This is a genomic window from Cyanobium sp. BA5m-10, from assembly GCF_024346255.1.
GTDB lineage: Bacteria > Cyanobacteriota > Cyanobacteriia > PCC-6307 > Cyanobiaceae > Cyanobium_A > Cyanobium_A usitatum.
Map to the genome: position 1 here is coordinate 1 of NZ_JAGQCP010000001.1, position 23,619 is coordinate 23,619.

Genomic DNA, 23,619 nt, shown 5'->3' on the forward strand with positions numbered 1-23,619 from the left:
GCCGCATGTGCTCCTGACGACACCGAAGCGCCCTTCAACACTCCTTAATCCAACCCCTTGTAAATTAACCGGAGTTCAAGATTTTCAAGTGTCCAGTGCAGGGCCCCGGCCCACCCCATCCGATCCGAAAGGTATAGCCAACGGCATTAGCTCGCCTTTGGAACCCCATTCCGCCTACCGGGGCTCCGATTGGACTCCCGAGCGTTTGATGTTCCACCAAAACCTCGAATCATTTGCCGAGAGGGTCGGGCTAGTGGTGGGCCTGCAAAGCAATGGCAAAATGAGTCAGGAGCAGGCCTACGACGAAATCCGCCGCATCTGGAAGGATCTCAAGGAAAGCAAGGACACCCTGCTCAATCTCCCGGAGCAGGGCTGAGCCCTAAATCACTAATCATTAGTACTGCTTCCCAGCTACTTGCGCTGCAGCCGGCTTTCCATAGGGTGTGAGCATCGATTTGGTTTGGCTTGGATCCTGTCTCCCAGTTCCCCCTGGTGTTCCACGACCAGCAAGCGGTGGTGGATTTAGATCCCCAGGCCCTGGCGACCAAGCTGGCCCAGCACTTTCCTCTCCAGGATTTTGCCCCTCGCAACCCCTTGCTCAACCCGTTTCGGCACCGGGCCAGCACTGCCGTAGCGGGAGACCTCACCCTCACCTGTGGATATACAAGCCCTATCCATGGCTGCATCGGTGATAATCCCGGCGTAGGCGCAATCAACATCTGCTATCAGGGGGAATCTTCCTACGGAGTGGACGGGAACACCTTCCAAATTCACGCTGAAGCACCCCTCTATTTCAACCCAGGCTTCTCTTACACCTACGCAAGTGGGCACTACAACGGACTGGTACTGCACGTAGATCTACAGCGATTGCAGAACACGGCCGCTGCCATCGGCGGCATGGGGCTCTCCGGTCGGCGCTTTGCCCCCGATCTACAGCGTCCCCAGGTGCTCTCAACGACCGAGGAGCGGCAGGCCAAATTGCTGCTCACCTTGCGTCGGGCCTTTGCCCTGCTAGATGCGCCGGAGCTGCAAGCCCGTGGCGATCTGGAGGTGCTGCAGCTCGACGATCTCATTTATCGCATCCTGGCCCTGGCCCTCTGCCCCCAACTCGAGCAGCGGGGTAGCGGGCATGGCGAGGGGCTCTCCAGGGAGCTGATCTTCGAAGAATTGCTGGAATGGATTGGAGCCAATCTGCAATCACCAATCAACCTCACGCAGCTGGAGCAGCGCAGCGGCTATTCGAGGCGCAACCTGCAGCTCGCCTTCAGCCAACGCTTCGGTTGCGGACCAATCCAATGGGTCCGCCGCGAGCGCCTTGGCCTGGCCCGGCAGCACCTGCTCAACCCCTCGCCGAGCGACAGCGTGGCCGGCATCTCCTCAAAACTGGGCTTTAGCAACCTCTCCGCCTTCAGCCGCGACTTCCACAACACCTATGGCATTCGCCCCTCAGAGATGTTGCGTGAAGGGCGGCGCCTACACGGCTAGCCCTTCAGTCCGGGGATAAAACGCCGCTCGTGCTGGGCACCGGTGAGCATGCGATTCCAATAAAGCCCAGGCAACAGCTTGCGCTTGATCCACCACATGCTCCAGCGCTCCTTAGTGGGGTCGAGCGGGAAGGAGGGGACCGGCTGCTGCTCATAGTTGAACTCAGCCATGATCGCCTTGCCATAGCCGGTAATCAGGGGGCAGCAGCTGTAACCGTCGTAGGCCGCCATTAAGGGCTGGCCATCAAGCAGGGCAAGCAAGTTGGCCACCAGCACCGGCGCCTGGCCCCGCACCGCCGCGGCCGTCTTGGAGTTCGGCATGCCACTGACATCGCCGAGCGAAAACACGTTGGCGTAGCGGGTGTGCTGCAGGCTGAACTTGTCGACCTCGACGAAGCCGCTCGCCGCTGCCAGCGGGCTATCGGCCACCACCTGGGGGGCAGCCATCGGCGGCGTCACGTGCAGCATCCCGTAACCGATCACTTCTTCGCGGCTGGTTTCGCCCTCACTCACCTTGAACACCGCCTCCCGGCTCTGGGGACGTACCTCCGTAAGCACGTGGTTGTAGCGGGCATCAATACCCTTGCGCTTCACCACCTCCCGCAGCGGTGCGGCATATACGGGCACCCCGAAGATGCCAGGGGTGGCGGTGGCATAGATCACCTTTGCCGCCAGTCGCTTCTTGGCAACAACATCGGCAGCCAGATAGGCGATCTTCTGGGGCGCCCCCGGACACTTGATCGGCATCGGCGCACAAGTAAACACGGCATTGCCAGCCGCCCCCTGGCCGCCCTTGAAGGCCTGGAGCGTGTCCCAGGTGTAGGTGGCGTGGTGCTGGCTGTAGTTGCTGCACACCCCGCCCTGGCCAAGGGCCTCGGGCAGACCCTTGATCTTGTCCCAGCAGAGCTGCAGGCCGGTGGCCACCACCAGCACGTCGTAGCTGAGGCTCTGGCCGCTGGCCGTGCTCACCAGGTTGCGATCCGGATCAAAACCAGCCACCGCATCGCGGATCCAGGTCACCCCCGCTGGGATGAGATCGGCTTCAGCGCGGCGAGTCTCCTCAAGGCTGAACACACCTGCACCCACCAGGGTCCAGCCCGGTTGGTAGTAGTGATCGCTGGAGGGCTCGAGAATCGTCACCGCAAGGGCCGGACGGGCCCGTTTCAGCTGGGCGGCGGCGGTGATGCCGGCGGCGCCGCCGCCGACAATCAAAATTTGATGATGGGCCATAAAAAGGGCCGCTGGTGGAGCAGCGGCTGGATGCCATTCCTCCCGCTTTAGACGGGAAGCGTCAAATGGACAAGCCCGAAAGATTCACACTGCTAAGGATTCACACCGCTTCGGTCACCTCCCGTTTGAGTAGGGCGTAGAGATAGTCGGGTGCCTTGTAGCGGGTGGGTAGGCAGGAGTGGAGCAGGCTGAGTCGGTCCCAGGCCACGGTGCGCTTGATCGCCTCCAAGCTGCGCCCTTCCCGGATCAGTAGCCGCAGGGCCTTGCAGCAGCCGGAGTAACCAGCTTCCAATGCTCCGATCGTGGGTTTGGGGGCAACGGTCATGCTGGGAAAGTTCGGAAGGAAGCCCGCCGACGAGCTAAATACAACGCTAAACAGAGGACTGTGTGCCCGCGGCAACAATGCCGTGAAGACACGAATCCTTACCAGTTCCGCCCCCAACCGATCCCGATCCCGCGCCATGCCATGCCAAGCCAGCAGCTGAGCCTGCGTCAACCCGATGACTGGCATGTGCATCTGCGCGATGGCTCCATGCTCCAGGCCGTCGCCCTGGCTACGGCCCGCCAGTTCGCCCGGGCGATCGTGATGCCAAATCTGAACCCGCCGGTAACCACGGCGGCGGCAGCCGAGGCCTATCGCCGCCGCATCCGCGAAGCCTTGCCCGACGGCAGTCGCTTCGAACCACTGTTGACGGCCTACCTCACCGATGCCATCGATCCCGGCGAGATCGAACGGGGCTTCAACGCTGGGGCCTGGGTGGCCTGCAAGCTCTACCCGGCAAATGCCACCACCAATTCCGCCGCCGGGGTCAGCTCAATCGAGGCGATAACGCCCGTGCTCGACGCCCTTGAGCGCATCGGCATGCCCCTGCTGATCCACGGCGAAGTCACTAGCGCCGATATCGACATTTTTGATCGGGAGGCGGTATTCATCGAGCGCCACCTAGAGCCCCTACTGCGGCGCCACCCCGGCCTGAAAGTGGTACTCGAGCACATCACCACCAGTGATGCGGTTGATTTTGTGCGCAGCGGCCCGGCCAACCTGGCGGCCACGATCACGCCCCACCACCTGCACATCAACCGCAACGCCATGTTTGCCGGCGGCCTGCGGCCCGACTTCTACTGCCTGCCGGTGGCCAAGCGGGAACTGCACCGCATCGCCCTGCGGGGCGCCGCCACCTCCGGCAACCCGAAGTTTTTCCTGGGCACCGATTCCGCACCCCACGCCCGCACAGCTAAGGAAGCGGCCTGCGGCTGCGCTGGCATTTTCAATGCCCCATTTGCGCTTGAAAGCTACGCGGCGGTGTTTGAGCAGGAGAACGCCCTGGAGAGGCTCGAAGCCTTCGCCTCAGAGTTTGGGCCACGGTTTTACGGGCTACCGCTCAACGAGGCCAAGGTCACCCTGGAGCGGCAGCCGTTGGAGGTGCCCAGCCGCCTCCACCTCAATGATGCGGCCGGCACCGCTGTCGAACTGGTGCCCTTCCATGCCGGCGAAACCCTACCCTGGCGATTGTTGCTGCACTGAGAATCCGGCTTTAGAGAGGCTTTGTTGGCGCCGAAGATGGTGCCCAGGAAGAACTGAAGGCCGAGCAGCTGCCGGCAGTGTTAAGGCAACATTTGCAACGCTATGGCCAATACAGGCCTGCACCCGATCGCATGACCCACGCCCTGGTGGTGAACACGGGCAGCTCCAGCGTCAAGCTGGCCCTCTGCGATTCGAGCGGCCGACGGCTCTGGCAAGAGCAGCGCAGCTGGGGGCTTTCCCAGGCCGATTCGGGCAGCCAGCAACTGGTTGAACTGCTGGAGCAGTGGCTCTCCCCCCTGCTCGCTGCCCTTGAGCCCCTACCCCAGCTTGTAATTCACCGGATCGTGCACGGTGGTGCCCACTTCAGCGCTCCCACCCTGCTAAGCCCGCAGGTGCTGGCGGAGCTAGCAAACCTGGTGCCCCTGGCCCCACTGCACAACGGCCCAGCGCTGGAGGCCATCAACTGGCTGCAAGACCAGCTGCAGGGTCATCTGGAGGGCAGCGCCATCCAGCAATGGGCCTGCTTCGACACCGCCTTCCACGCCAGTCTCAGCGAAGCCGCCTCCACCTACGCCATCCCGGCAACCTGGCGCCAGCAGGGCCTGCGCCGCTTTGGCTTCCACGGCCTCAACCACCAGCACGTGGGCGAAACGGTCGCGGCCCGAGATCCAGACATCCGCCGCCTGATCAGCTGCCAGCTCGGCGCCGGCTGCTCCCTCTGCGCGATCGAAATCGATCCCCAGGGCCAGCCGCAGCGGCAGCGTCGATCCAGGGCTGCTGCTGCACCTAATGCGCCAGGGAATTGGCGTCTCCGAACTGGATACGGGCCTTAACCGCCAGAGCGGCCTGCTGGGGCTGTCCGAGCTCAGCGGAGACATGCGGGAGCTGCGCCTCCAGGCTGGCGGGGGCACCGCGGCGCCCAGCTGGCAATCGCGGTGTTCCGCCACCGGCTACTGCAAGGGATTGGGGCCATGGCAGCCAGCCTGGGTGGAGTGGAGGCCATCGCTCTCAGCGGCGGCATCGGCGAACACGACGACGCCCTCGCCACGGAACTGGAGCAGGCCCTGGCCTGGTTGCCGGGGCTGCGCTGGCTGCGGGTGGCCGCCGATGAGGAAGGGTTGATGGTGCGGCTGATTGCAAAGAGCTGTGTCACCAGCCGGCGGACAGGCCAACGGCTGGCTTAACAACGAGCCCTAACAGCCTGCGGGCGATGGGCTTCTTCGTCAAACTCACCGACGCCATCGCCGACCGCCAGTCGCTGCTGGTGACCGGGCTTGATCCCAACCCGGAGATGCTGCAGAGCTGGGCAGCGCGGCGGGGCCTGGCGGGCCGCTCCTTCCTCAGCCAGGCCCGCCACTGGATCAAGGCGGTGATCGAGGCCACAGCGCCCCATGTGTGCGCCTACAAGCCCAGCCTTGGTTTTTATCAGGCCCTTGGGCCGGTGGGACTGGAGCTGCTGCTGGAGGTGCGCGACCTGGTGCCCCGCGATCTCCCCCTGATCATCGACGCCAAACACGGCGATCTCAACTCCTCCTCGGCCCTGGCCCACTACCTGTTCAAAGATCTGGGCGCCGATGCGGTGACCCTCTCCCCCTTGGCTGGCCAGGACATCGCAGCCCCCTTCCTGCTCTATCCAGACAAGGCCGTGGTGATGACCTGCCACAGCTCAAACCAGGCGGCGCGCCAGATCCAGCACTACCCAAATGAGGAGACACCCCTATACCTGCAGATTGTGCGCGAGACCCAGCTGTGGGCCACCCCCGACCAGCTGTTGCTGGAGGTGGGAACCAGTGATCCGCAAATCCTGGCGCGGGTGCGGGCCGCAGCACCGGAGCGCTTCTTGATCCTGCGCAGCCTCTGGGGGGAAGAGGAAAAGCTCGACGCCATGCTGCAGGCCGGCCTGGGGGCCGCCGCCGATGGGCTGCTGCTGCCCTTACCTCAAAACCTGCTGGTAGAGGACGACATGGCCAGTCGAGCCGAGGCGCTCAAACAGCAGATCACGGCCAAGCGGCAACAGTGGCTGGAAAATCACGACAAGGGCAACCCAGATACCTGTGCCCTCTGGCTACCTGAGAAGCAACCAAGCGCCGACCCGCTCGAGAGCCTGATTGTTGATCTGTTCGACATCGGCTGCCTGCTATTCGGCGATTACGTACAAGCCTCGGGTGCGGTCTTCAACTACTACGTCGATCTGCGCCAGATCATCTCCGACCCAAACCTGTTCCACCGAGTGCTCCACGCCTATGCCGGCAAGCTGCAGGGCCTCGAATTTGACCGCATCGCCGGCATCCCCTACGGCTCCCTGCCCACCGCCACTGGGCTTTCACTGCAACTGCACAAGCCGCTGATCTATCCCCGCAAGGAGGTGAAGGCCCATGGCGCCCGGCGCCTGATCGAGGGCGACTTTGAGGAGGGCGACCGAGTGGTGGTGGTAGACGACATCTTGATCACAGGCGGCAGCGTCCTGGAGGGCATCGGCAAGCTGGAGAGCTCGGGCCTGACGGTGCAGGACGTGGTGGTGTTCATCGACCATGGCGGCGACCATGACCGCCGCGCCCGGGAGCGGCTGGCGGCGGCGGGCTACAGCTGCCATTCAGTACTGGACATCGCCCAGATCACCGCTGTGCTGCAGGGGGCCGGCCGCCTCAGCGAAGCCCAGGCCGCGAGCCTCGGATCGAGTCACGACGACTCAGTCCGGTCGTGATCGCACACTTCTTTGCCCAGGCACCCCTCTTTGCTCAGGCACCAGGTCTTAATGGGGTGCCCTTGGAGGGCCAGCTGCTGTTCATCGGCCTGCTGTTTATAGGCACGTTGGCGATCAGCCGGTTCTCGGTCCAGATCGGGATCCCGGCGATTCTCGGGGTGCTGCTGCTGGGCCTAGCGATCAACATCCAAAGCCTCAACGTCACCCATGAACAGGCCGAAAGCCTTCATGTATTCGCGCTAGCCCTGCTGCTTTTTTATGCGGGGCTGAAAACGGATATCAAAACCATTCGAGGCTTTTTGGAATATGGCCTGGCCCTGGCGGTAGGGGGGGTGGCGATTGCCACGGGTCTGCTGGCCGCCCTGATCTGGCTGCTTTCTTCCGCTGGTGGAAACCAACTAGCGCCAGGACTCAGCGACGCCATGCCCCTGGGGGCTGCCCTGCTGATTGCCGCCTGCCTGGGCTCCACCGATGCCGGAGCCACCATCAACGTGCTGAGTTCGGTGCGGCACCTGGTGCCAGAACGGCTCAAGCACCTGCTCGAATTCGAATCCTCGGTCAATGACCCAACGGCCCTGCTGCTATTCGGCTTGATCGTGGGGCTGTTCAGCACCTCCAGCGCCGGCGCCAGCCTCGAGCAAGCAGCACCTGTTGGGGTGATGCTCAACGGCCTGCGCAGCTTCGTGCAACAGGTAGGCGGCGGCCTAGTCATAGGGGCACTGTTTGGCTATGTGGCCAAATTCGTGATCAATGAGCTGGCCCACGACAGATCCCAGCTACTGATTGTGGCCATGTCTATTGCCTTTGTGGACTATGGCTGCAGCTACTTTCTAGGCGGATCCGGATTGATTTCGGTGTACATCACTGGAGTGATGATGACCAACATGATCTACCGCCAAGCCGATATCAACCATGAATCGATTCAGGAGGTGCTGCTGCCCTTCAATACCATGGCCGAGATTTGTATCTTTTTAATATTTGGTCTACTAGTGAATCCAAGCAGCCTGCTTCCCGCCCTGCCTGTTGGCTTGATAACCGCCGCGGTGTTGATGCTGGTGGTGCGACCAATAAGCGTTTTGGTGTTCCAACCCCTCTCCCCCTTCCGCTGGAAGGACAGCGTGTTGGTGTCTTGGTGTGGCCTAAGGGGGGCAGTGCCTTTGGCCCTCTCTTACAACGCGGTCGATCAGATCAGTCACCTACGTGGTGTCGACCCAGGCTCCGTCGTTGCTCTAGCCCACAACGCCCAAAGCATCGTGTTCGTTGTAGTGCTGATCAACCTGCTAGCCCAAGGCCTCACCCTGCCGCGGCTCTGCCGGCGGCTCAACCTGATCTCGGCGCCACCTGAAGCCGTAGGGTAATAAGTGCGTCTTTGCAACTCTTGGACGCCCACCCGTGCGATGAGCAGCAGTCAGGGACTCACCATCGGGGAACTCGAAGCCAATTATTCGCTTTATTGCAAGGCCCTGAGGCTGCTCCTAAAGGAAGGAAAAACCGTAGCCGCCATTCAACGCACCGTCTGCTGGAGCCGCTTGGAGCAACTTCATATCTGCCTGCCTAGTCGCTATAAAGCACCTGACTATCTATGCGTTGTGCTGAAGCGCGATCTCGGCTGATCATTCATCCCGGCCCGAGCAGCGCAACGCAAAGGCTCCCATGAAATCGATCTCAGATCCCTTTCTGCGCCGGCCCGTGCTCACCCTGGTGGTGAGCCTGCTGGTTCTGTTGATAGGGCTGGTGTGTTTACCGCTGCTGCAGGTGGAAAACCTGCCACCGATTGCTCCCGGCCGAGTCACGGTGCGGGCCACCTACCCAGGCGCCGGCCCAGAGGTGGTGGAGCAGGGGGTCACCGCCCTGCTGGAACAACAGCTAAACGGCCTCGAGCGGCTAGACAGCATCCGCTCCACCAGCTCAGCCAACGGCAGCTCCATCACCCTGGGATTCGAGGGCGGCGACCCCGAGCTCAACCAGATCAACACCCAGAACGAAGTGGCGGTGATAACCCGCCAGCTGCCGGCACCGGTGGCGCGCTTCGGGGTGCAGGTGCGGCGCAGCTCCGACGACCTGCTGATGGTGCTGAGCTTCAGTGCTGATCCCAAGCTCTATGGCGAAACCTTTTTGAGCGGTTGGCTCGATCAGGTGGTGAAAGAGAGGCTGCAGCGGGTGCCTGGAGTGGGCAACGTCACCCTTTCAGGTGGCAACAGCCTGGCCTTCAGGCTCTGGCTAAACCCGGCCCAACTCGAGGAGCGAGGCCTCACAATTACCGATGTGCGTGCGGCCCTGCAGCAGCAAAACGTGCTGGCTGCCTTGGGCCAAACGGGCGAAGCCCCCAGCCCCAGCGGCCAGGAGCTCACCCTGCCGCTGCGCATGGAAGGGCGCCTGCGCAGTCCAGCGGAATTTGAACAGCTGGTGGTGGCCCGCAGCGCTAATGGCGGCGTCACCCTGCTGAGGGATGTGGGCCGGGTGAGCCTGGGCAGCGAGAGCTACGACACGATCGCCACCAACCTGCAGGGCAGGCCAGCGGTAGCCGTAGTGATCTACCAGCGCGACGGCAGCAACGCCATCACCGTGAGTAAAGCGGTGAATGCAGCCCTAGATGAGCTCGCACCCCAATTTCCGCCGGGGGTCGATCAGCAGCTGATTGTTGATGAGGCCGACTTTGTGCGCGGCAGCATCCAGGGCACCCTCGACAGCCTGCGCGATGCGGTGTTGCTGGTGTTCTTGGTGCTTCTTTTTGGCCTTGGCAACAGCCGCCTGGCTCTGATCACCGCTGCCGCAGTGCCAGTGGCCTTGATCGGCTCGTTGAGCGTGCTGAAGCTTGCCGGCCAATCGCTAAATACCCTCACCCTGTTTGGCTTGGTGCTGGCCTCTGGGCTGGTGGTGGACGACGCCATCGTGGTGAGCGAGGACATTGGCCGCCGCCTGGAGGCTGGCAAGCCACCCCTGCAGGCCGCCCGCGAAGCCATGGCCGAGCTCGGCGGGGCCGTGGTGTCCACCTCTATAGCCCTGGTGGTGGTGTTCATCCCGGTGATTGGCCTGGGGGGCAGCTTGGGCCGGCTGTACGCCCCGATCGCAATCACGATCAGCGGCGCCATCGCCTTCTCCACCCTCAATGCCCTGAGCTTCACGCCGGTGGCCAGCAGCCGACTACTAAACCCCCAGCAACGCGAACCGGCCTGGTTGCTGCGATGGATAGACCCGCCGCGGCGCTGGCTCGAGGGGCTGGAGGTGCCCTACGGGCGCTGGCTGGCCTGGACTATGGAGCGGCGACGGCTGGTGGTTTCCCTGCTACTGGGCGGCCTACTGATCACGGGATTGGCCCTGCAAGCCCTGCCCAAAGCCTTCATCCCCCAGGAAGACAACGGTCAGCTGCGGGGGGTAGTGATCTTGGCCGATGGCCTGGGGCTGCAGCAGACCCAACGGGTGCTGGAGCAGGTGCGCCAGGTGGTGGCTGAAGAACCCCTGATCACCCGCGCCAATTTCTATGCGGGGCGCTCCTTTGGCGATAGCAGCCCCAACAAGGGCATCTTCTACCTGCGCCTGGCGCCAATCGAGCAGCGCCGCAGCCCCGAGGCAGCTACACGGGCCGTGGGAGAGCGACTCAAGGGCGAGTTGCGCCGCCGAATTACCGGTGCAGTGGTGCAGCTCAGCGAGGCACCCTCCGTGCGGGGTTTCAGTTCAGAAGGGGGGCTCGAGCTTGAACTGCTGGACAACAGCAACGGTCAACTCAGCCTCTCTGACTTCGAGCAGCAAGCCCAGTCCTTCATCCGCGCCGCCCAAGCCACCAATCGCTTTGAACGGGTTTCAACCCGCTTCACCGCCGGTGCACCCCTGGTGCAGCTGGTGCCAGATCGGCTGCAGATGGCCTCGCTCGGGGTGGATCTCAGCACCGTGGTCGACACCCTCGGAGCCAGCTTCGGCAGTGACTACGTCAATGACAGCTTTGAGAGCGACCAGGTGCGCAAGGTAATCGTGCAGCTTGACGGCGCCTCGCGCCGCAGCGCCGATGACGTGCTCGCTCTGCAGGTGAAAAACCGCGATGGCCAGCTGATCCCCCTGGCCCAATTGGTGCGGATCGAACAAAACACTGGCCCAACCTCAATCAACCACACCCGGCTGGTGCGTTCGATCAGCATCCGGGCCCTGCCCCGCCCTGGCGTGAGCAGTGGCCAAGCCATGGCCAGCCTGATGGAAGTGCAGCGGCAGCTCGGCGGCAGCACAGAATTGGAATGGGCCGGCCTGGCTCGGGAAGAGTCGCGCGCCGGTGGCGGCAACATTCGGGTGTTTGCCTTGGCAATCCTGGTGATGGTGCTGGTGCTAGCAGCCCTCTACGAAAACTTCGCCGACCCCTTCATCATTCTGGTGACCGTGCCTCTGGCCATGTTGGGAGCGGTCGTCGGCCTGTTGCTGCGGGGCCTGCCCCTGGACGTGTACGGCCAGATGGGCCTGCTGATGCTGGTGAGCCTTACCGCCAAGAACGCCATCCTGATAGTGGAATTCGCCAACCAGCGCATGGCCGAAGGCCTGGATCTAGACACGGCGATCCGCGGAGCGGCGATCGCCCGCCTGCGGCCGATCCTGCTCACCGCCCTCGCCGCCCTTGCAGGAGGCATACCCCTACTCTTCGCCAATGGCTTCGGCTCAGGCGGCAGGGTAAGCATCGGCACGGTGGTGTTCTTTGGGTTGCTGGTGTCTACCTTCCTGGGCCTGTTTGTTGTTCCCGTGATGTATCGCATCATCAAGGGCTGGGAGCGGGGCAACCCTAAGGCTGCTGGCTTTCCTGCACCGTAAGGCGGCTGATCAACACCCCCATCACTGCGGCCACATAAAACGTGCCCGCTATGGCGATGGCCACGCTCACCATCTGGGCCTGGGGGCTCTCGGGAATCACATCGCCATAGCCCATCGTGGTGAGACTCACAAAGGCGAAGTAATTGAGTCGCACGAAATTGAGGCCCCACACCGGGCTGCTATGGCCCAGATCCTGCGCCGACAGGTTTACGTTGCTAAAGCTGGCCGGATCGATGGTCTCCAGTGCACAACAGAGCAAGCCGGCCGCCAACCCCAACATCAGGTAGCCCGCCAGCGCGCCCCGCAACACCACATCCGACACGCGCCGCTCCTGGGCCAGGCCCCGGATCAGGCGAATGGCACTCCAACCACTGAACAGGGCCCAGAGGGCAATCACTGGGATGCCGGTGCTACGCAGTTCGAGCGGGGTGACATACCAGAGCACGCCCACTGCAATGGCCGCCACACCTAGCCCCTTGAACAGCCGGCGCGGCACGGTGCCGAACTGCAGGCTGCCGGTGGGATTGCCCAGGCCCCGGATCATCACCAGAGCCAAGAGCAGATAGCCCAGCGAGGAAAAGTTATTCCATGGCTCGGGCAGGGTGAAAGTGACCAGCAACAGCAGGCAGATGCTCAGCAGATGGCCGTAGCTCTGCTGGCGTGGGGTAGATCCCCCATCCATCAATCGAAGCCGAGCAGGTCGAAAATCTCGCGATCCTTGAGGGATTCGGCCTCCAAGGGCTCGACGTCATCGAGCATCCGGCGGGCCAGCTTGAGGTATTCCTCCTGCACCGCATCCACTTCCGGTGTGCTTTCCATCTCGAAGATGGTGCACTTCTTGAGACGGGATTTACGAATCGCGTCCACGGTCTTGAAATGGGCCATGGTGCGCAGACCCGTACGGGCATTGAACTTGTCGATTTCGTCTGTCTCCTCAGAGCGGTTGGCAATCACACCACCGAGACGCACCTTGTAATTCTTGGCCTTGGCATTGATGGCCTGCATGATCCGATTCATCGCGAAGATCGAATCGAAATCATTGGCTGTAACGATCAGGCAGTAGTGGGCGTGCTGAAGCGGTGCAGCAAAGCCACCACACACCACATCTCCCAACACATCAAAGATCACCACATCGGTTTCTTCGAGCAGATGGTGCTCCTTGAGCAATTTCACCGTCTGACCTGTGACATAGCCACCGCAACCAGTACCCGCCGGCGGACCACCAGACTCCACACACATCACGCCGTTATAACCCTCAAACACAAAGTCTTCGGGCCGCAATTCTTCAGTATGAAAATCAACCGTTTCGAGAATATCGATCACGGTGGGCACCATCCTCTTGGTAAGGGTGAAAGTGCTGTCGTGTTTGGGATCGCAACCGATCTGCAGCACCCGCTTACCCAGCTTCGAGAAGGCCGCCGAAAGGTTGGAAGAGGTAGTGGATTTACCGATCCCACCTTTGCCATAAACCGCCAGCACCAAGGCACCCTCCTCGATAGCCATGGTGGGATCAAGGTGTACCTGCACGCTGCCCTCTCCATCGGGCTTGGAAGTGGCTGGAGGATTGAGTGTTGTGGTCATTGGAGTTGGGGAAACAGGAAAGATCGGAACTGAAACTCTTAGCTAAATAATTGAGGACCGTAAGACTTAGACTTGGGCTTTTGGAATCAGTGAAGGAGCGTCAGGGTCACCCCCGCAGCGCGGGCCTGCTATCGCCATCCAACCCATCATGGAGCGAAATAGGCCTTGGCCTCATAAAGGGCTTCGCTGTCGATCAGAGCTAGGCCCTGCTCGCGGGCGTAGGCCTCCGTGTTTTTACGCACCTTGCCCCGCACAAAGAAGGGGATCTTGGCCAGCTCAGCTTCACCATCCGGGCTCCAAACGACCACCCCATCGCCGGGAATGCTGGCTGGCGCAGTGGCAGTAGCAGTAGCCGTGGCAGTGGGAGTGGGGTGCTTGGCGGGGGCACTGGCACCCTCTAGGTGGCTGAGGTGTCCATCCACGAATTCAAAATCGTGGCGGAACATGCCGATCAGGTGCTCCTCCAGACCCATCATCAGCGGGTGCACCCAGCTGTCGAAGATCACGTTTGCCCCCTCCCAGCCCATTTGGGGCGAGGTGCGCGCTGGCACATCCTGAACGTGCAGCGGTGAGCTGATCACGGCACAGGGGATGCCGAGGCGCTTGGCGCTGTGGCGCTCCATCTGGGTGCCCAGCACCAGCTCCGGAGCCGCCTCCGCCATCGCCGCCTCCACGGCCAGGTAGTCGTCTGAGATCAACGCCTCCAGCCCCAGCTCCTGGGCGGCCGCCCGCACCTCCCTTGCCTGCTCGCGGCTGTAGCTCCCCAGGCCAACCACCTTGAAGCCAAGCTCGCGGCTAGCAATGCGGGCTGCAGCGATGGCGTGGGTGGCATCGCCAAAAATGAACACCCGCTTACCGGTGAGGTAGGTGGAATCCACCGAGCGCGAATACCAAGGCAGCCGCGAGCGCCGTTCAGCGGCGCAGGTGCCATCGGCTGCGCTTTCAAGCTCAGCGGGCAGCTCCAAACCCAGCACCCCGTGCAGCTCGCGCAAAAAGGCTGCCGTAGCGCCGATACCGATCGGCACCGTCTTCACCGTCTGCATGCCGAAGCTGCGCTCCAGCCAGCTGCATACCGGGCCCGCCAGCTCGGGATAGAGGCTCACATTGGCATCAGCCGTGGGGATACGCATGAGGTCGGCCGGACGGGCCCCCAAGGGCGCCACCACCTCCACATCAATGCCGTAGCCAGCCAGCAACTGGCTGATCTCGCGCACATCGTCGCGGCAGCGGAAACCCAGCAGGCTTGGTCCCAGCAGATTCACCCGGGGCCGCCGGCCCTCGGCACGCCAGCGAGTCGGATCGGGCTTGGGCTCGCCGGGCGGGGGCACCTGGGCCTTGAGCAGGCCTCGCACCAGTTGATAGAGGGTTTCAGCGCCGCCCCAGTTCTCCTTTTTGGAGTAGGCCGGCAGGTCCAGGCTCACCACCGGGATGCCGCCCAGGTCCATGGTCGCCGCCAGGGAGCCAGGCTGGTCCTGGATAAGTTCGGCCGTGCAGCTCTCGCCCACCAGCAGCGCCTCGGGCTGGAAGCGCTCCACGGCTGCAGCGATCGAACGCTTCACCAGCTCGGCGGTGTCGCCACCCAGGTCGCGGGCCTGGAAGGTGGTGTAGGTAACGGGCGGGCGCCGGTCGCGCCGCTCAATCATCGTGAACAGCAGATCGGCATAGGTGTCGCCCTGGGGAGCGTGCAGCACATAGTGCACCCCTTCCATCGAGGCGGCTATGCGCATGGCACCCACGTGGGGGGGGCCTTCGTAGGTCCAGAGGGTGAGTTCCATGACTGATTAATGGGACGGGTGGTCAGGAAAAGGAGAGTGCGGCGCGGCGGCGCAGGGAGCGGGCAAACAATTCGGCCAGATCGCCGGCCTGGTCGCAACCGTGGATGGGGCTGAATACCAGCTCAATCGACCACTTGGTGGCGATGCCCTCGGCCTCCAGGGGATTGGCCAGCCCGAGGCCACACACCACAAGATCTGGCCGCTCAGCGCGGACCCGCTCCAGCTGGCGTTCCACGTCTTGCCCCTCGGTAATACGGGTGCCAGGTGGCAACAGGGCCAGCTCCGCATCGAGCAGCTGGCGATCGAGGTAGGGCGTGCCCACCTCCACCAGCTCCATGCCGCACTCGCGCTGCAGGAACCTCGCCAAGGAGAGCTCCAGCTGGGAATCGGGCAGCAGAAAAAGCCGCTTACCAGCCAGCAGCTCCCGGTGGGGAGCGATGGCACGCTGGCCCCGCTCCACCAGCGGATCGAGCACCTCGGCCACCAGGGCCGGGGCCACCCCGAAGGCAGCGGCGCCCGCCGCCATCCAGGTCCGACTGCCCTCCACCCCAAACGGATAGGGAGCCGTAAGCAGCTGGCCGCCGCGGCTCACCAGGGCCCTTGCCGTGGCCGAGAGGAAGGGCTGGGCCAGCAGCACCCGGGTGCCGGGACCAATCGGGGGCAGCTCGGTGGAGCGCCGCGGCGGCAGGCTCGTGACCACCGGAATACCCAGGCGACCAAAAAGCTGCACCAGCCGGTCTTCCACCGCATCGGCCAAGGTGCCGACGATCAAAAGCTGATCGAGCTCGCTGCTGGGCATCAGGGGAACCATCGCCAGCAGGGCTTGGTCCTCCCCCTGGGTGAAGGTGGTTTCGATGCCGCTGCCGCTGTAGTTCAGCACCATCACCCGGCCGGCTAGCTGGGTACTGAGCCGCTCGGCAGCCTTAGCGAGATCCAGCTTGATCACCTCGCTGGGGCAGGAGCCCACCAGAAACAAGGTGCGGATTTCGGGGCGCCGCTCCAGCAGATCCTTCACCAGCCGGTCGAGCTCATCATTGGCATCGGCCAGGCCGGCCAGATCACGCTCCCCCAGAATCGCAGTGCCGAAGCGGGGTTCGGCAAAGATCATCACGCCGGCGGCGCTCTGAACTAGGTGGGCGCAGGTGCGGGAGCCCACCACTAGAAAAAAGGCATCCGGCATGCGCCGGTGCAACCAGACAATCGAGGTGAGTCCGCAGAACACCTCCCGCTGACCGCTCTCCTTAAACAGCTGTAGGGGCGGCTGCTCAGCCAAACCAGTTGTCATGTCACCAATCACCGAAGACGCGCCCATCCAGGCGACCCCTGCGGAAAGAACCTTTAAGGGTTAACGGAGCTGGCAGGCCAACTGTCGACAACGACTACAAATGTTCGGGATCAGCCCACAGGCCGTAACTAATTGCAGCCGATAATCTGGGATTCGTGATCTGGAGCACCGGGTCCAGGTCCCATGCCTAAGCCCTTCCTGTCAATAGTCCCCAGACGACCACCCTCTCGGCGAGCGCGCAAATCCTGGCGAGCTCCCCTGTCGCTGGCAATGCTGGTGAATGCTGGCGCCATCGGCTACCACCTCAGTGAGGGTTGGGACTGGGGGGATTGCTACTGGATGGTGCTGATCACGCTCAGCACCCTGGGGTTCAGTGATGGGGACACCCAGACTCTTAGCGCCAGCGGGCGTGTCGTCACCACCCTGCTGATACTTGGCGGCCTGGTGGTGGTGCAGATCAGTATCCAAGCGGTGCTGGGTCTGTCTGAATCCGGGTACTTCCGGCGCCTGCGCGAGCGCCGATTCCGCAGTTGGCTATCCACCATGCATAACCATGTGATCCTTTGCGGCTATGGCCGCATCGGCCGTGAAATCGCCGAACAACTCACCCGAGAGAACGTTCCCCTGCTGGTGGTGGAGATGGATGTAGAACGGCGGGAGGCCGCCGAAGAACGGGGGCTGGCCGTGCTGATGGCCGACGCAACCCTCGACGAAACCCTGCTGGATGCAGGCATCCACCGCTGCCGTGCCCTGGTGGCGGCCCTGCCCAACAACGCATCCAACCTCTACGTGGTGCTGAGCGCCCGGGGGATGGCGCCCAACTGCCGGCTCATAGCCCGTTCCGATAGCGAGGAAGCGGAACGCAAGCTGCGCCTAGCGGGCGCAGATCAAGTGGTGAGCCCGTACGTCAGTGGGGGGCGCACCATGGCCGCCACCGCCCTACGCCCCCTGGCGGTGACCTTCATGGATCTTTTGGCTGGCTCTGGCTGCGAGGTGGAGGAATTTCTGCTGAGTAGCGACCCAGCCGACCTGGGCAGCCTCAATGGAGCATCCCTGGCGGAGCTCCAGCTCGGCTCGCGCTCTGGTGCCCTAGTGCTGGCGATCGTGCCGCCCCAGCCTGCAGCCAACGATGTGCCGAGGCAGTACCGGGGCTCCCAATACTCCCAACAGCGGCCGGAGTTGCTGGCAAATCCCGGTAGCGACACTCGCCTGGCCCCGGGCCAGATGCTTGTTGTGATGGGCAGTCAAGAGCAGCTGGACCTATTCACGAGGCTGCTTGGCACCGCCCTTAAAAGTGTGGACGTGATGTCTACCTAACCGTTAGATCTACAAAAACGAACAACTTAGCCAGGGCTCAATCGTCGTAGACGAGGCAATTGACATCCGATGGGTTGAGGTCACAGAACACCTCAAACGGTGTTGGAGCCTCGGTTTCCTCCGGATGGCGCACCTGAAAATCCTGCAGCTCCTTGATCTGCTGCTCGATCTTGCGGGCAACGGCCTGATCTCCCCGCTCCGTGGCCTCCGCCAGAGCTGAGCGATAGGTCACCAACTGGTCAACAATGCTCGACATGGCGCTGGCTCCCTGGAAAGGAGTTGTAAACGAACGGCTGAGAATTTAGTCCCGGCAAATGCCTGTGGGGCAGCCCCATCCGCCAACGGCAACAGAAGACCTAATACGTGTCAGTTTCCACACTGAATCCGCGCCCCTCGCCATGGTGTGGCAACTCAAAGAAATTTCCGTGGCAGACGCTCCATATCTGGTGGCCCTGGCCCTAGTCGAACTCGATGGCAAGCGGGCCCTGCCCCTAACCGGCAAGTCCCAGAGGGAAGACAGCGGCGGCGAACCCGGCGAAGCAGGCCGCACCCTTGCCCTGGAGCTGCTGCTGAGGCTGTGGCAGCGCAGTGACGAGGGTGCCCTGCGGCGGGCCGTTGGTGAAGACAGCCTGTTGCTGTTGGAGATGCCGCTCGAAGTGATGAGCGAGCGGTTGCCATTGATCAAGGCTGACTGGATCGCCGGTGGCACAACTGAAGAGTTGCTAGCCAACCTGAAGCAACTGGCCCAGCGGCGCTGGCGGATCGGCATCGTCAAATACCAGCCCGCCGCCTTCACGCCCTGGCCCTAAGCAGGCGCGACTGCGCTCAGGGACGCTGGGCGCGGGACCAGGAGGCTGGAGAAAAGGCATGGCCCTGCTCCAGGGCAATCGCCACGACCGCGTCGACACTGTCGGCGGCATCAACCCGGGCCCTTAGGGCCGTATCGGCATCAACCTTGACCATAAAGGCTGTGAGCTGGGCTTTCGACATGGCGATGCAAGGCTTGGAACAACCATCCCTAGCCAGGGTTTGATGATTTGGCATCACACCGCTGGTCAAGGCACATCCCAGGCGGGGCGGTTTCGACCGAAGCGTTAGGCGGCCGTGTATGGTGCCAAGTGATTCAAAGATTTCTCTCTAGCGAGCTGACCACTTTCTGTTGGGACGTCGAAGGATCAATTCATAGTCTCTGAGTTCATGACCATTTACGTCGGCAATCTTTCCTTCGATGCGGAAGCGGAAGATGTCCAGCATCTGTTCAGCCAGTACGGACAGGTGAGCAAGTGCAGCCTCCCCCTCGACCGCGACACCGGCCGCAAGCGCGGTTTCGCCTTTGTCGAAATGGCCAACGAGGCAGAAGAGACCAAGGCAATTGAAGATCTCCAGGATGTTGAGTGGATGGGTCGCGCCATCCGCGTCAACAAAGCTGAGCCCCGCGGCAGCGGTGGTGGCGGTGGCGGCGGCGGCGGTGGTGGTGGCGGCGGTCGCCGCGACTTCGGCGGTGGCGGTGGCTACAACGGTGGTGGCTACGGCGGTGGCGGCAGCCGCTACTGAGCTCCGCTAGCAAAAGCTGATTTTCGGGTCACTCCGGTGATCCATTGGCCGTCCCTTCGGGGGCGGCTTTTTGATGCAAACCAACCAGCTTCTTAGCCTGAGCCCATGGCAAGCGCTCCCCCCTTGGTGCTGGTGCACGGTCTGTGGGACACGCCACGTCTGTTTGATCGCCTCAAAATCCAGCTGGATGAGCGGCGATCTCCACTGCTTATCCCCTACCTACCCAATCGCCTCGGTGCCACTCCGATCCTGGAGTTAGCTCACCGGCTGGGCCGACAAATCGAAGCAACCTTTGGTCCCCACACCCAAATAGACCTGCTGGGCTTCTCAATGGGTGGCGTGATCGGCCGTACCTGGATCCAACTTCAGGGCGGCCGATCGCGCACCCGCCGCTTCATCAGCGTCGGTAGCCCCCAGCAGGGCACTCTCACAGCTCAGCCCTGGCCAAGCTGGCTGCTGGCTGGCATTGCCGACATGAAATGGGGCAGCCCGCTGCTGCGCCAGCTCAACACAAATCTCGAGGGGCTAGACAGCGTGCAATGCTGCAGCTTTTACTGCGCTGCCGACCTGATGGTGCTGCCTGGTTGGCGCGCCGTATTACCGCTGGGCCCGCGGCAGCCCTTGCCCGTGCGCACCCACCAGCAGCTGCTGCAACATCCCGCAGCGCTGGAGCCACTGGTTGCCGAATTGCTGCGCCCCTGAACTGGCTTACACACCCTGGCTTACTCACCCCAGCCATCAATTTCTCTGAAACTCTGAAGGTTGGCGCAATTTCCAGCAATTGGATCCAGAATCCACCTATGGATGATCCCATCGCTTCGGGTCGTTATCGCGTACGCGCTGCCGTAGAGCGCGAGCAAAGCGTGCCGCTGCAGGTGCAGGCAGCTCGCTTCAACACCAGAGACGACGCAGAAACCTTCGCCCATTTGGTAGCCCACGATCGGCACCAGAATGTGGTTGTGGAAAAGCTGGCTCCAGGAGGTTGCTGGCTGCAGTTGAGCCTTGTGGCCTGCGCTTTTTAGCTCTCAGCGCCGCGAGCAAGCAGGGCGTGATTACTGGGGATCCTTAGATCCCAGGCCAAGCCACAACGCTCCAGCAGGCGAATAAAGCGGTAGGTGGGATCTGGCAATAGACGCACTCGCCCTTGCCGCAGGGTGATTCCCTGACGCACCGAAGCTTGGAAAGCGTGGTGAAGATTGTGCCAGCCCTCGCCCAGGGTGATCACGGCCACAAACAGGTTGTTGCGGCTGGCATCTCCGGTGGCGAAGGGCTGATCGCCTTGCAGGTGGGCCAGGGAATTAACGCTGGCCACCCCGTGATAAAGCACAGTTGTGCTTAGGCAGAAGGCCGCCAGCCAAGGCAGTCCGCCCAGCTGCCAAGACAGGCAGGCCAGCAGCAGCACCGGCACAAAATGGAGCCTGTCGATCAGGCGCAACACCGGATCGGCCTCCACATCGGCCGGCAGGGTTGTGGGGAAAAAACTTGAAGACAACACCCAACCAACCTGGGAGCGCCACAGGCCCCGCCATCCCGCTGAAGGAGCAAGGGGGGTGTGGGGGTCGGAGCAAGTGTCGACGTGGCGGTGATGGGTTTGGTGGTGGGCCTTCCACCAGCTAGGGCCCATCTGACCTGCCGAAGCCCCCACAAAGGCACCGATCCAGGCAACGGGACGGGGCGCCTTATAGCTGGAGTGGGTGATCAGGCGGTGATAGATGGCTGTGGTGGCCAGCATGCGCACCAAGTAGAGCCCCAAAGCCCAAAGGGCCGCACCGAGGCTGAGACCGGTCCAAAAGAGCAGCAGGCAGCCGAGGTGGGCCGCGATCGTCAGGACGGGGCCGAGGGAGTACAGAAAGCGACGTAGACGGGGCACTCAGCCCACTCCCAGAATGGATTTGAGCCTAGGAGGCAGAGCGGTGCAGCCTGGATCACGGCGGTGCGGGATCCCGCCGCAAGGCCACCATCTCTGGGACGAAAACGAAGGTGAGCTCGTCGAGGCATTCGGCCTGTCCATCGATAGCGCTGACACCACCCGCCACGAAATCAATCAACCGCTGGGCCTCGCTGCGCTCCATCGCCCCGGCGTGCACCAGCACGGTCTTGCGCTCGCGCAGGTGATGCACGATCCACTGCGCCTCCTCGAAGCGGGTGGGGTGAAACACCACCACTTCGGGCATCCATTCGTTGAATGGGCTGGGCATGCCTGGGGAAACCCCGCTGGCGGTGGGCACTCAACGTATGGGGCTATTGATACATGTGCAATGAGCGACCCCGCCAGGTCCATCCCCGGCCCCAGCAGATAGCGCAGCCTGATGCCCTGGCCCTTGATCGCCCAGGCCAGGACGAGATCCTCCACCACCTCGCCGGCCACGGCAGCTTGGCCACCAATGGCTCTGTAGGCCTGGCTGCGGAACAGCAGAAACGGACCCGCCGCAAAGGCCAGGGGATCGCAGGGATCATTAGCGCGCTCAATTGGAAAACCCAGTCCCAGCAAGCTGGCGATGATCGGCTGCACCAGCCCCTAGCCACTGGCCAGCGCGATCCAGATGGAGGTGGAAGGTCCCAGGATTCAGCAGCTTCGCTGTCGTAGCAAGCGATCAGCATCGGCGCGGCGACAAACCCGACGAAAGGGTGCAAGGCCAATGCCGAACAACTCCTCAAACAGCCGATTGGCTGCCATCACCGAAGCCAGGCCACAGCGGTGCACCTGCTGCTCAAGGGTGGTTTGCGGTTGGGCTGCGATGCCCTCAAATAGCCGGCTGAGTCGAATGTGCTGGAGCGTCTGAAACGGTGTCTTACCGCGGCAGTGGTCAAAGCAGAGATCGAGCCACTCAGCACTCACCCCGATCGAATCAGCCACCACCTCCAACTCGATCTGCTCGGAAAAATGATGGGCGAAGTAGTGGGCAGCCAGGTTCACCACTTCAAGTTGCTGGGCAGGAACCACGGGAAGGCTGCGGCAACGGCGCGGCGGGCCGTGAACAGCACTGCTGATTGCCGCTTGTGGTGAAAGGGGCCGCATCGCAGTCCGGGAAGGTGATCGCCTGCAAGACATCCAAGACGTCTCACCTCTCAACTGATAGCCCCACCGCAGCAATGGCTGCAATCGCAATCAACACCGTTTGGGCGATCTGTAGCAAGGCTGCACCTATCGCAATGATCGGCAGCACGCAGCTTTAGGCAAGTGCACAAAGCTCGTGGGCCAGCTGTTCGCCGCTGCGCAGGGCACCCTCAATCCGCCCAAGCCCCACCCCCGCAATGAAGTCGCCGCAGAATCCCACCCGGCTGCTTGGGCAGCAACTGAGTTCGGAGGGCAGTCCAGGAGCCAGGGGAAAAGCGGCACCCCAGCGCATCAGCTGGCGATCAGCCGTGGCGAGGTTTAGGCCAGGCAACCAGGGGGCCATCACCTGCTCAAGAGCGGTGGTGAGGGCAGCGATCACCGTATCTTCGCGGCCCTCATCGGGGGGCAGCTGAAGCATGCGTGCCACGGCGGAATGGGTGCCATAGACATCAAGGTGATCGGCGGCAAAGGAGTGGCTGGAATGGGCCACCACGGCGCAGCGACCGTCGAACAAGGGCTGAACGGTGATCCTCTGCAGCCCCCAGCGCTGCTGGGCTGCAGCATCGAAATGGAGCAGGCTGAAAGGAAGACTGGCCCAAGGTCCTGCTGCGGCCGCCTCAAGCAGCACCAGCAGATTGCTGCGGGCCTCAACGCGGATGCCGGCGATCACAGTGAGGGCATGCTCCAGCCGGAGGTCGCCCAGCCGTTCTGCGGCCTGCTTGAGGGGCACCTCCTCCCAGCCAAAGATCTGCCTGCTGCGCGGATGGGCCAGCAGGGTGCTGCTCAGCACAAGCCAATGGGCCTGCCCCAGTAACTCCCCCTCCCGATCCAGCAGCTGCCAGAGACCATCCTTCCAATCGAGGTGGCGCACCAGGGTGCCGTAGTGGGGCTGCCACGCTTCGCCAGCCTCGCCGGCCAGGCTCAACAGTCCTTTGCAGAGATGATCCATGCCACCCCGACCCCGGTAGAGCTGGCCGAGCCCCAGGGCATCAGCCTGGCCTGGCCGCAGGGTCGCTTCCCCCTGGAGCTGGGCGATCAAACCAGGCCAAGGCTCAATCCAGCCCCCCGCCAGCAGGGGCTGCAACAACAGCGGCTCCGTTGCGCCGGTGATGTTGAGCAGGGGCGCGCCGTGATCGATGCGCAGCCCATGATCCTGGCGAGAGCGACGGGTGCTGGCCCGTCCGCCCGGACCTCGCCCTGTCTCCCAAAGGCTGAGGGCTCCGGTGTAACCCAAGCGGCGCAGCTGGGCAACGAAAGCGCAGCCCGATACCCCGGCCCCGACCACGGCGATGGATTCCGGGCCCGAGCTGGGCATACA

General features: G+C 62.9%; 24 protein-coding genes and 4 pseudogenes. 15 read left to right on the forward strand and 13 right to left on the reverse strand.

What is annotated here, in order from left to right:
• Nucleotides 1-157 precede the first annotated feature (157 nt).
• Together KBY85_RS00005 and KBY85_RS00010 are read left to right on the forward strand one after the other, a co-directional pair.
• Entirely contained in the window at nucleotides 158-376 is a 219-nt protein-coding gene (locus tag KBY85_RS00005; RefSeq protein ID WP_254959567.1) for a hypothetical protein, read from the forward strand.
• Between the two features lie 89 nt (nucleotides 377-465).
• Complete coding sequence (locus KBY85_RS00010) at nucleotides 466-1,485, forward strand: AraC family transcriptional regulator (RefSeq protein WP_254959568.1); 1,020 nt, start codon at nucleotides 466-468, stop codon at nucleotides 1,483-1,485.
• Here the strand turns inward: KBY85_RS00010 and KBY85_RS00015 are convergent.
• Together KBY85_RS00015 and KBY85_RS00020 are read right to left on the reverse strand one after the other, a co-directional pair.
• Nucleotides 1,482-2,714 (reverse strand): FAD/NAD(P)-binding oxidoreductase, encoded by a 1,233-nt coding sequence (locus KBY85_RS00015; protein WP_254959569.1) that lies wholly within the window; start codon nucleotides 2,712-2,714, stop codon nucleotides 1,482-1,484. The two genes, KBY85_RS00010 and KBY85_RS00015, sit on opposite strands and share 4 nt — an antisense overlap.
• Nucleotides 2,715-2,814: 100 nt before the next feature.
• Complete coding sequence (locus KBY85_RS00020) at nucleotides 2,815-3,039, reverse strand: DUF3136 domain-containing protein (RefSeq protein WP_254930621.1); 225 nt, start codon at nucleotides 3,037-3,039, stop codon at nucleotides 2,815-2,817.
• A gap of 141 nt (nucleotides 3,040-3,180) precedes the next feature.
• On the opposite strand from KBY85_RS00020, the gene pyrC reads away from it, so the two are divergent.
• From pyrC to KBY85_RS00050, 8 genes and pseudogenes are all read left to right on the forward strand, one after another.
• The gene (gene pyrC / locus KBY85_RS00025; protein WP_254930622.1) at nucleotides 3,181-4,239 is read left to right on the forward strand and encodes a dihydroorotase; all 1,059 of its coding nucleotides are present in this window, start codon (nucleotides 3,181-3,183) and stop codon (nucleotides 4,237-4,239) included.
• A gap of 131 nt (nucleotides 4,240-4,370) precedes the next feature.
• Nucleotides 4,371-4,958, forward strand: a pseudogene (locus tag KBY85_RS15900) (acetate kinase); the annotation flags it as partial.
• 70 nt (nucleotides 4,959-5,028) lie between these two features.
• Nucleotides 5,029-5,073, forward strand: a pseudogene (locus tag KBY85_RS15905) (hypothetical protein); the annotation flags it as partial.
• A gap of 83 nt (nucleotides 5,074-5,156) precedes the next feature.
• Nucleotides 5,157-5,423, forward strand: a pseudogene (locus tag KBY85_RS15910) (acetate kinase); the annotation flags it as partial.
• 26 nt (nucleotides 5,424-5,449) lie between these two features.
• Nucleotides 5,450-6,943 (forward strand): bifunctional orotidine-5'-phosphate decarboxylase/orotate phosphoribosyltransferase, encoded by a 1,494-nt coding sequence (locus KBY85_RS00035; RefSeq protein ID WP_254959570.1) that lies wholly within the window; start codon nucleotides 5,450-5,452, stop codon nucleotides 6,941-6,943.
• Nucleotides 6,940-8,301, forward strand: a complete 1,362-nt coding sequence (locus KBY85_RS00040; RefSeq protein ID WP_254930624.1) for a cation:proton antiporter — start codon at nucleotides 6,940-6,942, stop codon at nucleotides 8,299-8,301. The genes KBY85_RS00035 and KBY85_RS00040 overlap by 4 nt, the downstream gene beginning before the upstream one ends.
• A 39-nt stretch (nucleotides 8,302-8,340) precedes the next feature.
• Nucleotides 8,341-8,556, forward strand: a complete 216-nt coding sequence (locus KBY85_RS00045) for a DUF3136 domain-containing protein (protein ID WP_094561403.1) — start codon at nucleotides 8,341-8,343, stop codon at nucleotides 8,554-8,556.
• 40 nt (nucleotides 8,557-8,596) lie between these two features.
• Nucleotides 8,597-11,731, forward strand: a complete 3,135-nt coding sequence (locus tag KBY85_RS00050) for an efflux RND transporter permease subunit (protein WP_254959572.1) — start codon at nucleotides 8,597-8,599, stop codon at nucleotides 11,729-11,731.
• Here the strand turns inward: KBY85_RS00050 and KBY85_RS00055 are convergent.
• From KBY85_RS00055 to KBY85_RS00070, 4 genes are all read right to left on the reverse strand, one after another.
• A complete protein-coding gene (locus KBY85_RS00055) occupies nucleotides 11,703-12,413 on the reverse strand; it encodes a potassium channel family protein (RefSeq protein WP_254959573.1) in 711 nt (236 codons plus the stop codon). The genes KBY85_RS00050 and KBY85_RS00055 overlap by 29 nt on opposite strands.
• Nucleotides 12,413-13,312: a ferredoxin:protochlorophyllide reductase (ATP-dependent) iron-sulfur ATP-binding protein gene (gene bchL, locus KBY85_RS00060; RefSeq protein ID WP_254959574.1), complete on the reverse strand. Its 900-nt coding sequence runs from the start codon at nucleotides 13,310-13,312 to the stop codon at nucleotides 12,413-12,415. Before bchL ends, KBY85_RS00055 begins: the two co-directional genes overlap by 1 nt.
• Nucleotides 13,313-13,458: 146 nt before the next feature.
• On the reverse strand, nucleotides 13,459-15,087 hold the full coding sequence (locus KBY85_RS00065) for a ferredoxin:protochlorophyllide reductase (ATP-dependent) subunit B (RefSeq protein ID WP_254959575.1): 1,629 nt from the start codon (nucleotides 15,085-15,087) through the stop codon (nucleotides 13,459-13,461).
• A 22-nt stretch (nucleotides 15,088-15,109) separates the two neighbouring features.
• Nucleotides 15,110-16,372, reverse strand: coding sequence for a ferredoxin:protochlorophyllide reductase (ATP-dependent) subunit N (locus KBY85_RS00070; RefSeq protein WP_254959576.1), 1,263 nt, complete (start codon nucleotides 16,370-16,372; stop codon nucleotides 15,110-15,112).
• 183 nt (nucleotides 16,373-16,555) lie between these two features.
• On the opposite strand from KBY85_RS00070, the gene KBY85_RS00075 reads away from it, so the two are divergent.
• A complete protein-coding gene (locus KBY85_RS00075) occupies nucleotides 16,556-17,689 on the forward strand; it encodes a TrkA family potassium uptake protein (protein ID WP_254959577.1) in 1,134 nt (377 codons plus the stop codon).
• 37 nt (nucleotides 17,690-17,726) lie between these two features.
• Here the strand turns inward: KBY85_RS00075 and KBY85_RS00080 are convergent, their stop codons facing one another.
• Nucleotides 17,727-17,945 (reverse strand): CP12 domain-containing protein, encoded by a 219-nt coding sequence (locus KBY85_RS00080; RefSeq protein WP_106501514.1) that lies wholly within the window; start codon nucleotides 17,943-17,945, stop codon nucleotides 17,727-17,729.
• A gap of 142 nt (nucleotides 17,946-18,087) precedes the next feature.
• Between KBY85_RS00080 and KBY85_RS00085 the strand changes: the two genes are divergently transcribed.
• The gene (locus tag KBY85_RS00085; RefSeq protein ID WP_254959578.1) at nucleotides 18,088-18,498 is read left to right on the forward strand and encodes a hypothetical protein; all 411 of its coding nucleotides are present in this window, start codon (nucleotides 18,088-18,090) and stop codon (nucleotides 18,496-18,498) included.
• A gap of 16 nt (nucleotides 18,499-18,514) precedes the next feature.
• Here KBY85_RS00085 and KBY85_RS00090 read toward each other — a convergent pair whose 3' ends face one another.
• Nucleotides 18,515-18,679, reverse strand: a complete 165-nt coding sequence (locus tag KBY85_RS00090) for a Nif11-like leader peptide family natural product precursor (RefSeq protein WP_106501513.1) — start codon at nucleotides 18,677-18,679, stop codon at nucleotides 18,515-18,517.
• Nucleotides 18,680-18,886: 207 nt separating this feature from the next.
• On the opposite strand from KBY85_RS00090, the gene KBY85_RS00095 reads away from it, so the two are divergent.
• The 3 genes from KBY85_RS00095 to KBY85_RS00105 all read left to right on the forward strand — a co-directional run bounded on the left by KBY85_RS00095 (nucleotide 18,887) and on the right by KBY85_RS00105 (nucleotide 20,265).
• Entirely contained in the window at nucleotides 18,887-19,243 is a 357-nt protein-coding gene (locus KBY85_RS00095) for an RNA-binding protein (RefSeq protein WP_254959579.1), read from the forward strand.
• Nucleotides 19,244-19,348: 105 nt separating this feature from the next.
• Entirely contained in the window at nucleotides 19,349-19,945 is a 597-nt protein-coding gene (locus KBY85_RS00100; protein WP_254959580.1) for a triacylglycerol lipase, read from the forward strand.
• Between the two features lie 98 nt (nucleotides 19,946-20,043).
• A complete protein-coding gene (locus tag KBY85_RS00105; RefSeq protein ID WP_254959581.1) occupies nucleotides 20,044-20,265 on the forward strand; it encodes a hypothetical protein in 222 nt (73 codons plus the stop codon).
• Here the strand turns inward: KBY85_RS00105 and KBY85_RS00110 are convergent.
• The 5 genes and pseudogenes from KBY85_RS00110 to KBY85_RS00130 form a co-directional block, all read right to left on the reverse strand.
• A complete protein-coding gene (locus KBY85_RS00110; RefSeq protein WP_254959582.1) occupies nucleotides 20,262-21,113 on the reverse strand; it encodes an acyl-CoA desaturase in 852 nt (283 codons plus the stop codon). The two genes, KBY85_RS00105 and KBY85_RS00110, sit on opposite strands and share 4 nt — an antisense overlap.
• 55 nt (nucleotides 21,114-21,168) lie before the next feature.
• Nucleotides 21,169-21,441 (reverse strand): cell division protein SepF, encoded by a 273-nt coding sequence (locus tag KBY85_RS00115; RefSeq protein WP_106501508.1) that lies wholly within the window; start codon nucleotides 21,439-21,441, stop codon nucleotides 21,169-21,171.
• Between the two features lie 89 nt (nucleotides 21,442-21,530).
• A pseudogene (locus tag KBY85_RS00120) lies at nucleotides 21,531-21,758 on the reverse strand (glycosyltransferase); the annotation flags it as partial.
• Between the two features lie 51 nt (nucleotides 21,759-21,809).
• Nucleotides 21,810-22,187: a hypothetical protein gene (locus KBY85_RS00125; protein WP_254959583.1), complete on the reverse strand. Its 378-nt coding sequence runs from the start codon at nucleotides 22,185-22,187 to the stop codon at nucleotides 21,810-21,812.
• Between the two features lie 229 nt (nucleotides 22,188-22,416).
• Entirely contained in the window at nucleotides 22,417-23,616 is a 1,200-nt protein-coding gene (locus KBY85_RS00130; RefSeq protein WP_254959584.1) for an NAD(P)-binding protein, read from the reverse strand.
• Nucleotides 23,617-23,619: the final 3 nt, after the last annotated feature.

What these genes read in the sequence shown, in the direction of transcription:
- KBY85_RS00015 (WP_254959569.1), bottom strand. Translation starts at nt 2,714, where the DNA reads ATGGCCCATCATCAAATTTTGATTGTCGGCGGCGGCGCCGCCGGCATC.
- KBY85_RS00020 (WP_254930621.1), bottom strand. Translation starts at nt 3,039, where the DNA reads ATGACCGTTGCCCCCAAACCCACGATCGGAGCATTGGAAGCTGGTTAC.
- pyrC (WP_254930622.1), top strand. Translation starts at nt 3,181, where the DNA reads ATGCCAAGCCAGCAGCTGAGCCTGCGTCAACCCGATGACTGGCATGTG.
- KBY85_RS00035 (WP_254959570.1), top strand. Translation starts at nt 5,450, where the DNA reads ATGGGCTTCTTCGTCAAACTCACCGACGCCATCGCCGACCGCCAGTCG.
- KBY85_RS00045 (WP_094561403.1), top strand. Translation starts at nt 8,341, where the DNA reads ATGAGCAGCAGTCAGGGACTCACCATCGGGGAACTCGAAGCCAATTAT.
- KBY85_RS00050 (WP_254959572.1), top strand. Translation starts at nt 8,597, where the DNA reads ATGAAATCGATCTCAGATCCCTTTCTGCGCCGGCCCGTGCTCACCCTG.
- KBY85_RS00055 (WP_254959573.1), bottom strand. Translation starts at nt 12,413, where the DNA reads ATGGATGGGGGATCTACCCCACGCCAGCAGAGCTACGGCCATCTGCTG.
- bchL (WP_254959574.1), bottom strand. Translation starts at nt 13,312, where the DNA reads ATGACCACAACACTCAATCCTCCAGCCACTTCCAAGCCCGATGGAGAG.
- KBY85_RS00065 (WP_254959575.1), bottom strand. Translation starts at nt 15,087, where the DNA reads ATGGAACTCACCCTCTGGACCTACGAAGGCCCCCCCCACGTGGGTGCC.
- KBY85_RS00070 (WP_254959576.1), bottom strand. Translation starts at nt 16,372, where the DNA reads ATGACAACTGGTTTGGCTGAGCAGCCGCCCCTACAGCTGTTTAAGGAG.
- KBY85_RS00075 (WP_254959577.1), top strand. Translation starts at nt 16,556, where the DNA reads ATGCCTAAGCCCTTCCTGTCAATAGTCCCCAGACGACCACCCTCTCGG.
- KBY85_RS00080 (WP_106501514.1), bottom strand. Translation starts at nt 17,945, where the DNA reads ATGTCGAGCATTGTTGACCAGTTGGTGACCTATCGCTCAGCTCTGGCG.
- KBY85_RS00085 (WP_254959578.1), top strand. Translation starts at nt 18,088, where the DNA reads ATGGTGTGGCAACTCAAAGAAATTTCCGTGGCAGACGCTCCATATCTG.
- KBY85_RS00090 (WP_106501513.1), bottom strand. Translation starts at nt 18,679, where the DNA reads ATGTCGAAAGCCCAGCTCACAGCCTTTATGGTCAAGGTTGATGCCGAT.
- KBY85_RS00095 (WP_254959579.1), top strand. Translation starts at nt 18,887, where the DNA reads ATGACCATTTACGTCGGCAATCTTTCCTTCGATGCGGAAGCGGAAGAT.
- KBY85_RS00100 (WP_254959580.1), top strand. Translation starts at nt 19,349, where the DNA reads ATGGCAAGCGCTCCCCCCTTGGTGCTGGTGCACGGTCTGTGGGACACG.
- KBY85_RS00105 (WP_254959581.1), top strand. Translation starts at nt 20,044, where the DNA reads ATGGATGATCCCATCGCTTCGGGTCGTTATCGCGTACGCGCTGCCGTA.
- KBY85_RS00115 (WP_106501508.1), bottom strand. Translation starts at nt 21,441, where the DNA reads ATGCCCAGCCCATTCAACGAATGGATGCCCGAAGTGGTGGTGTTTCAC.
- KBY85_RS00130 (WP_254959584.1), bottom strand. Translation starts at nt 23,616, where the DNA reads ATGCCCAGCTCGGGCCCGGAATCCATCGCCGTGGTCGGGGCCGGGGTA.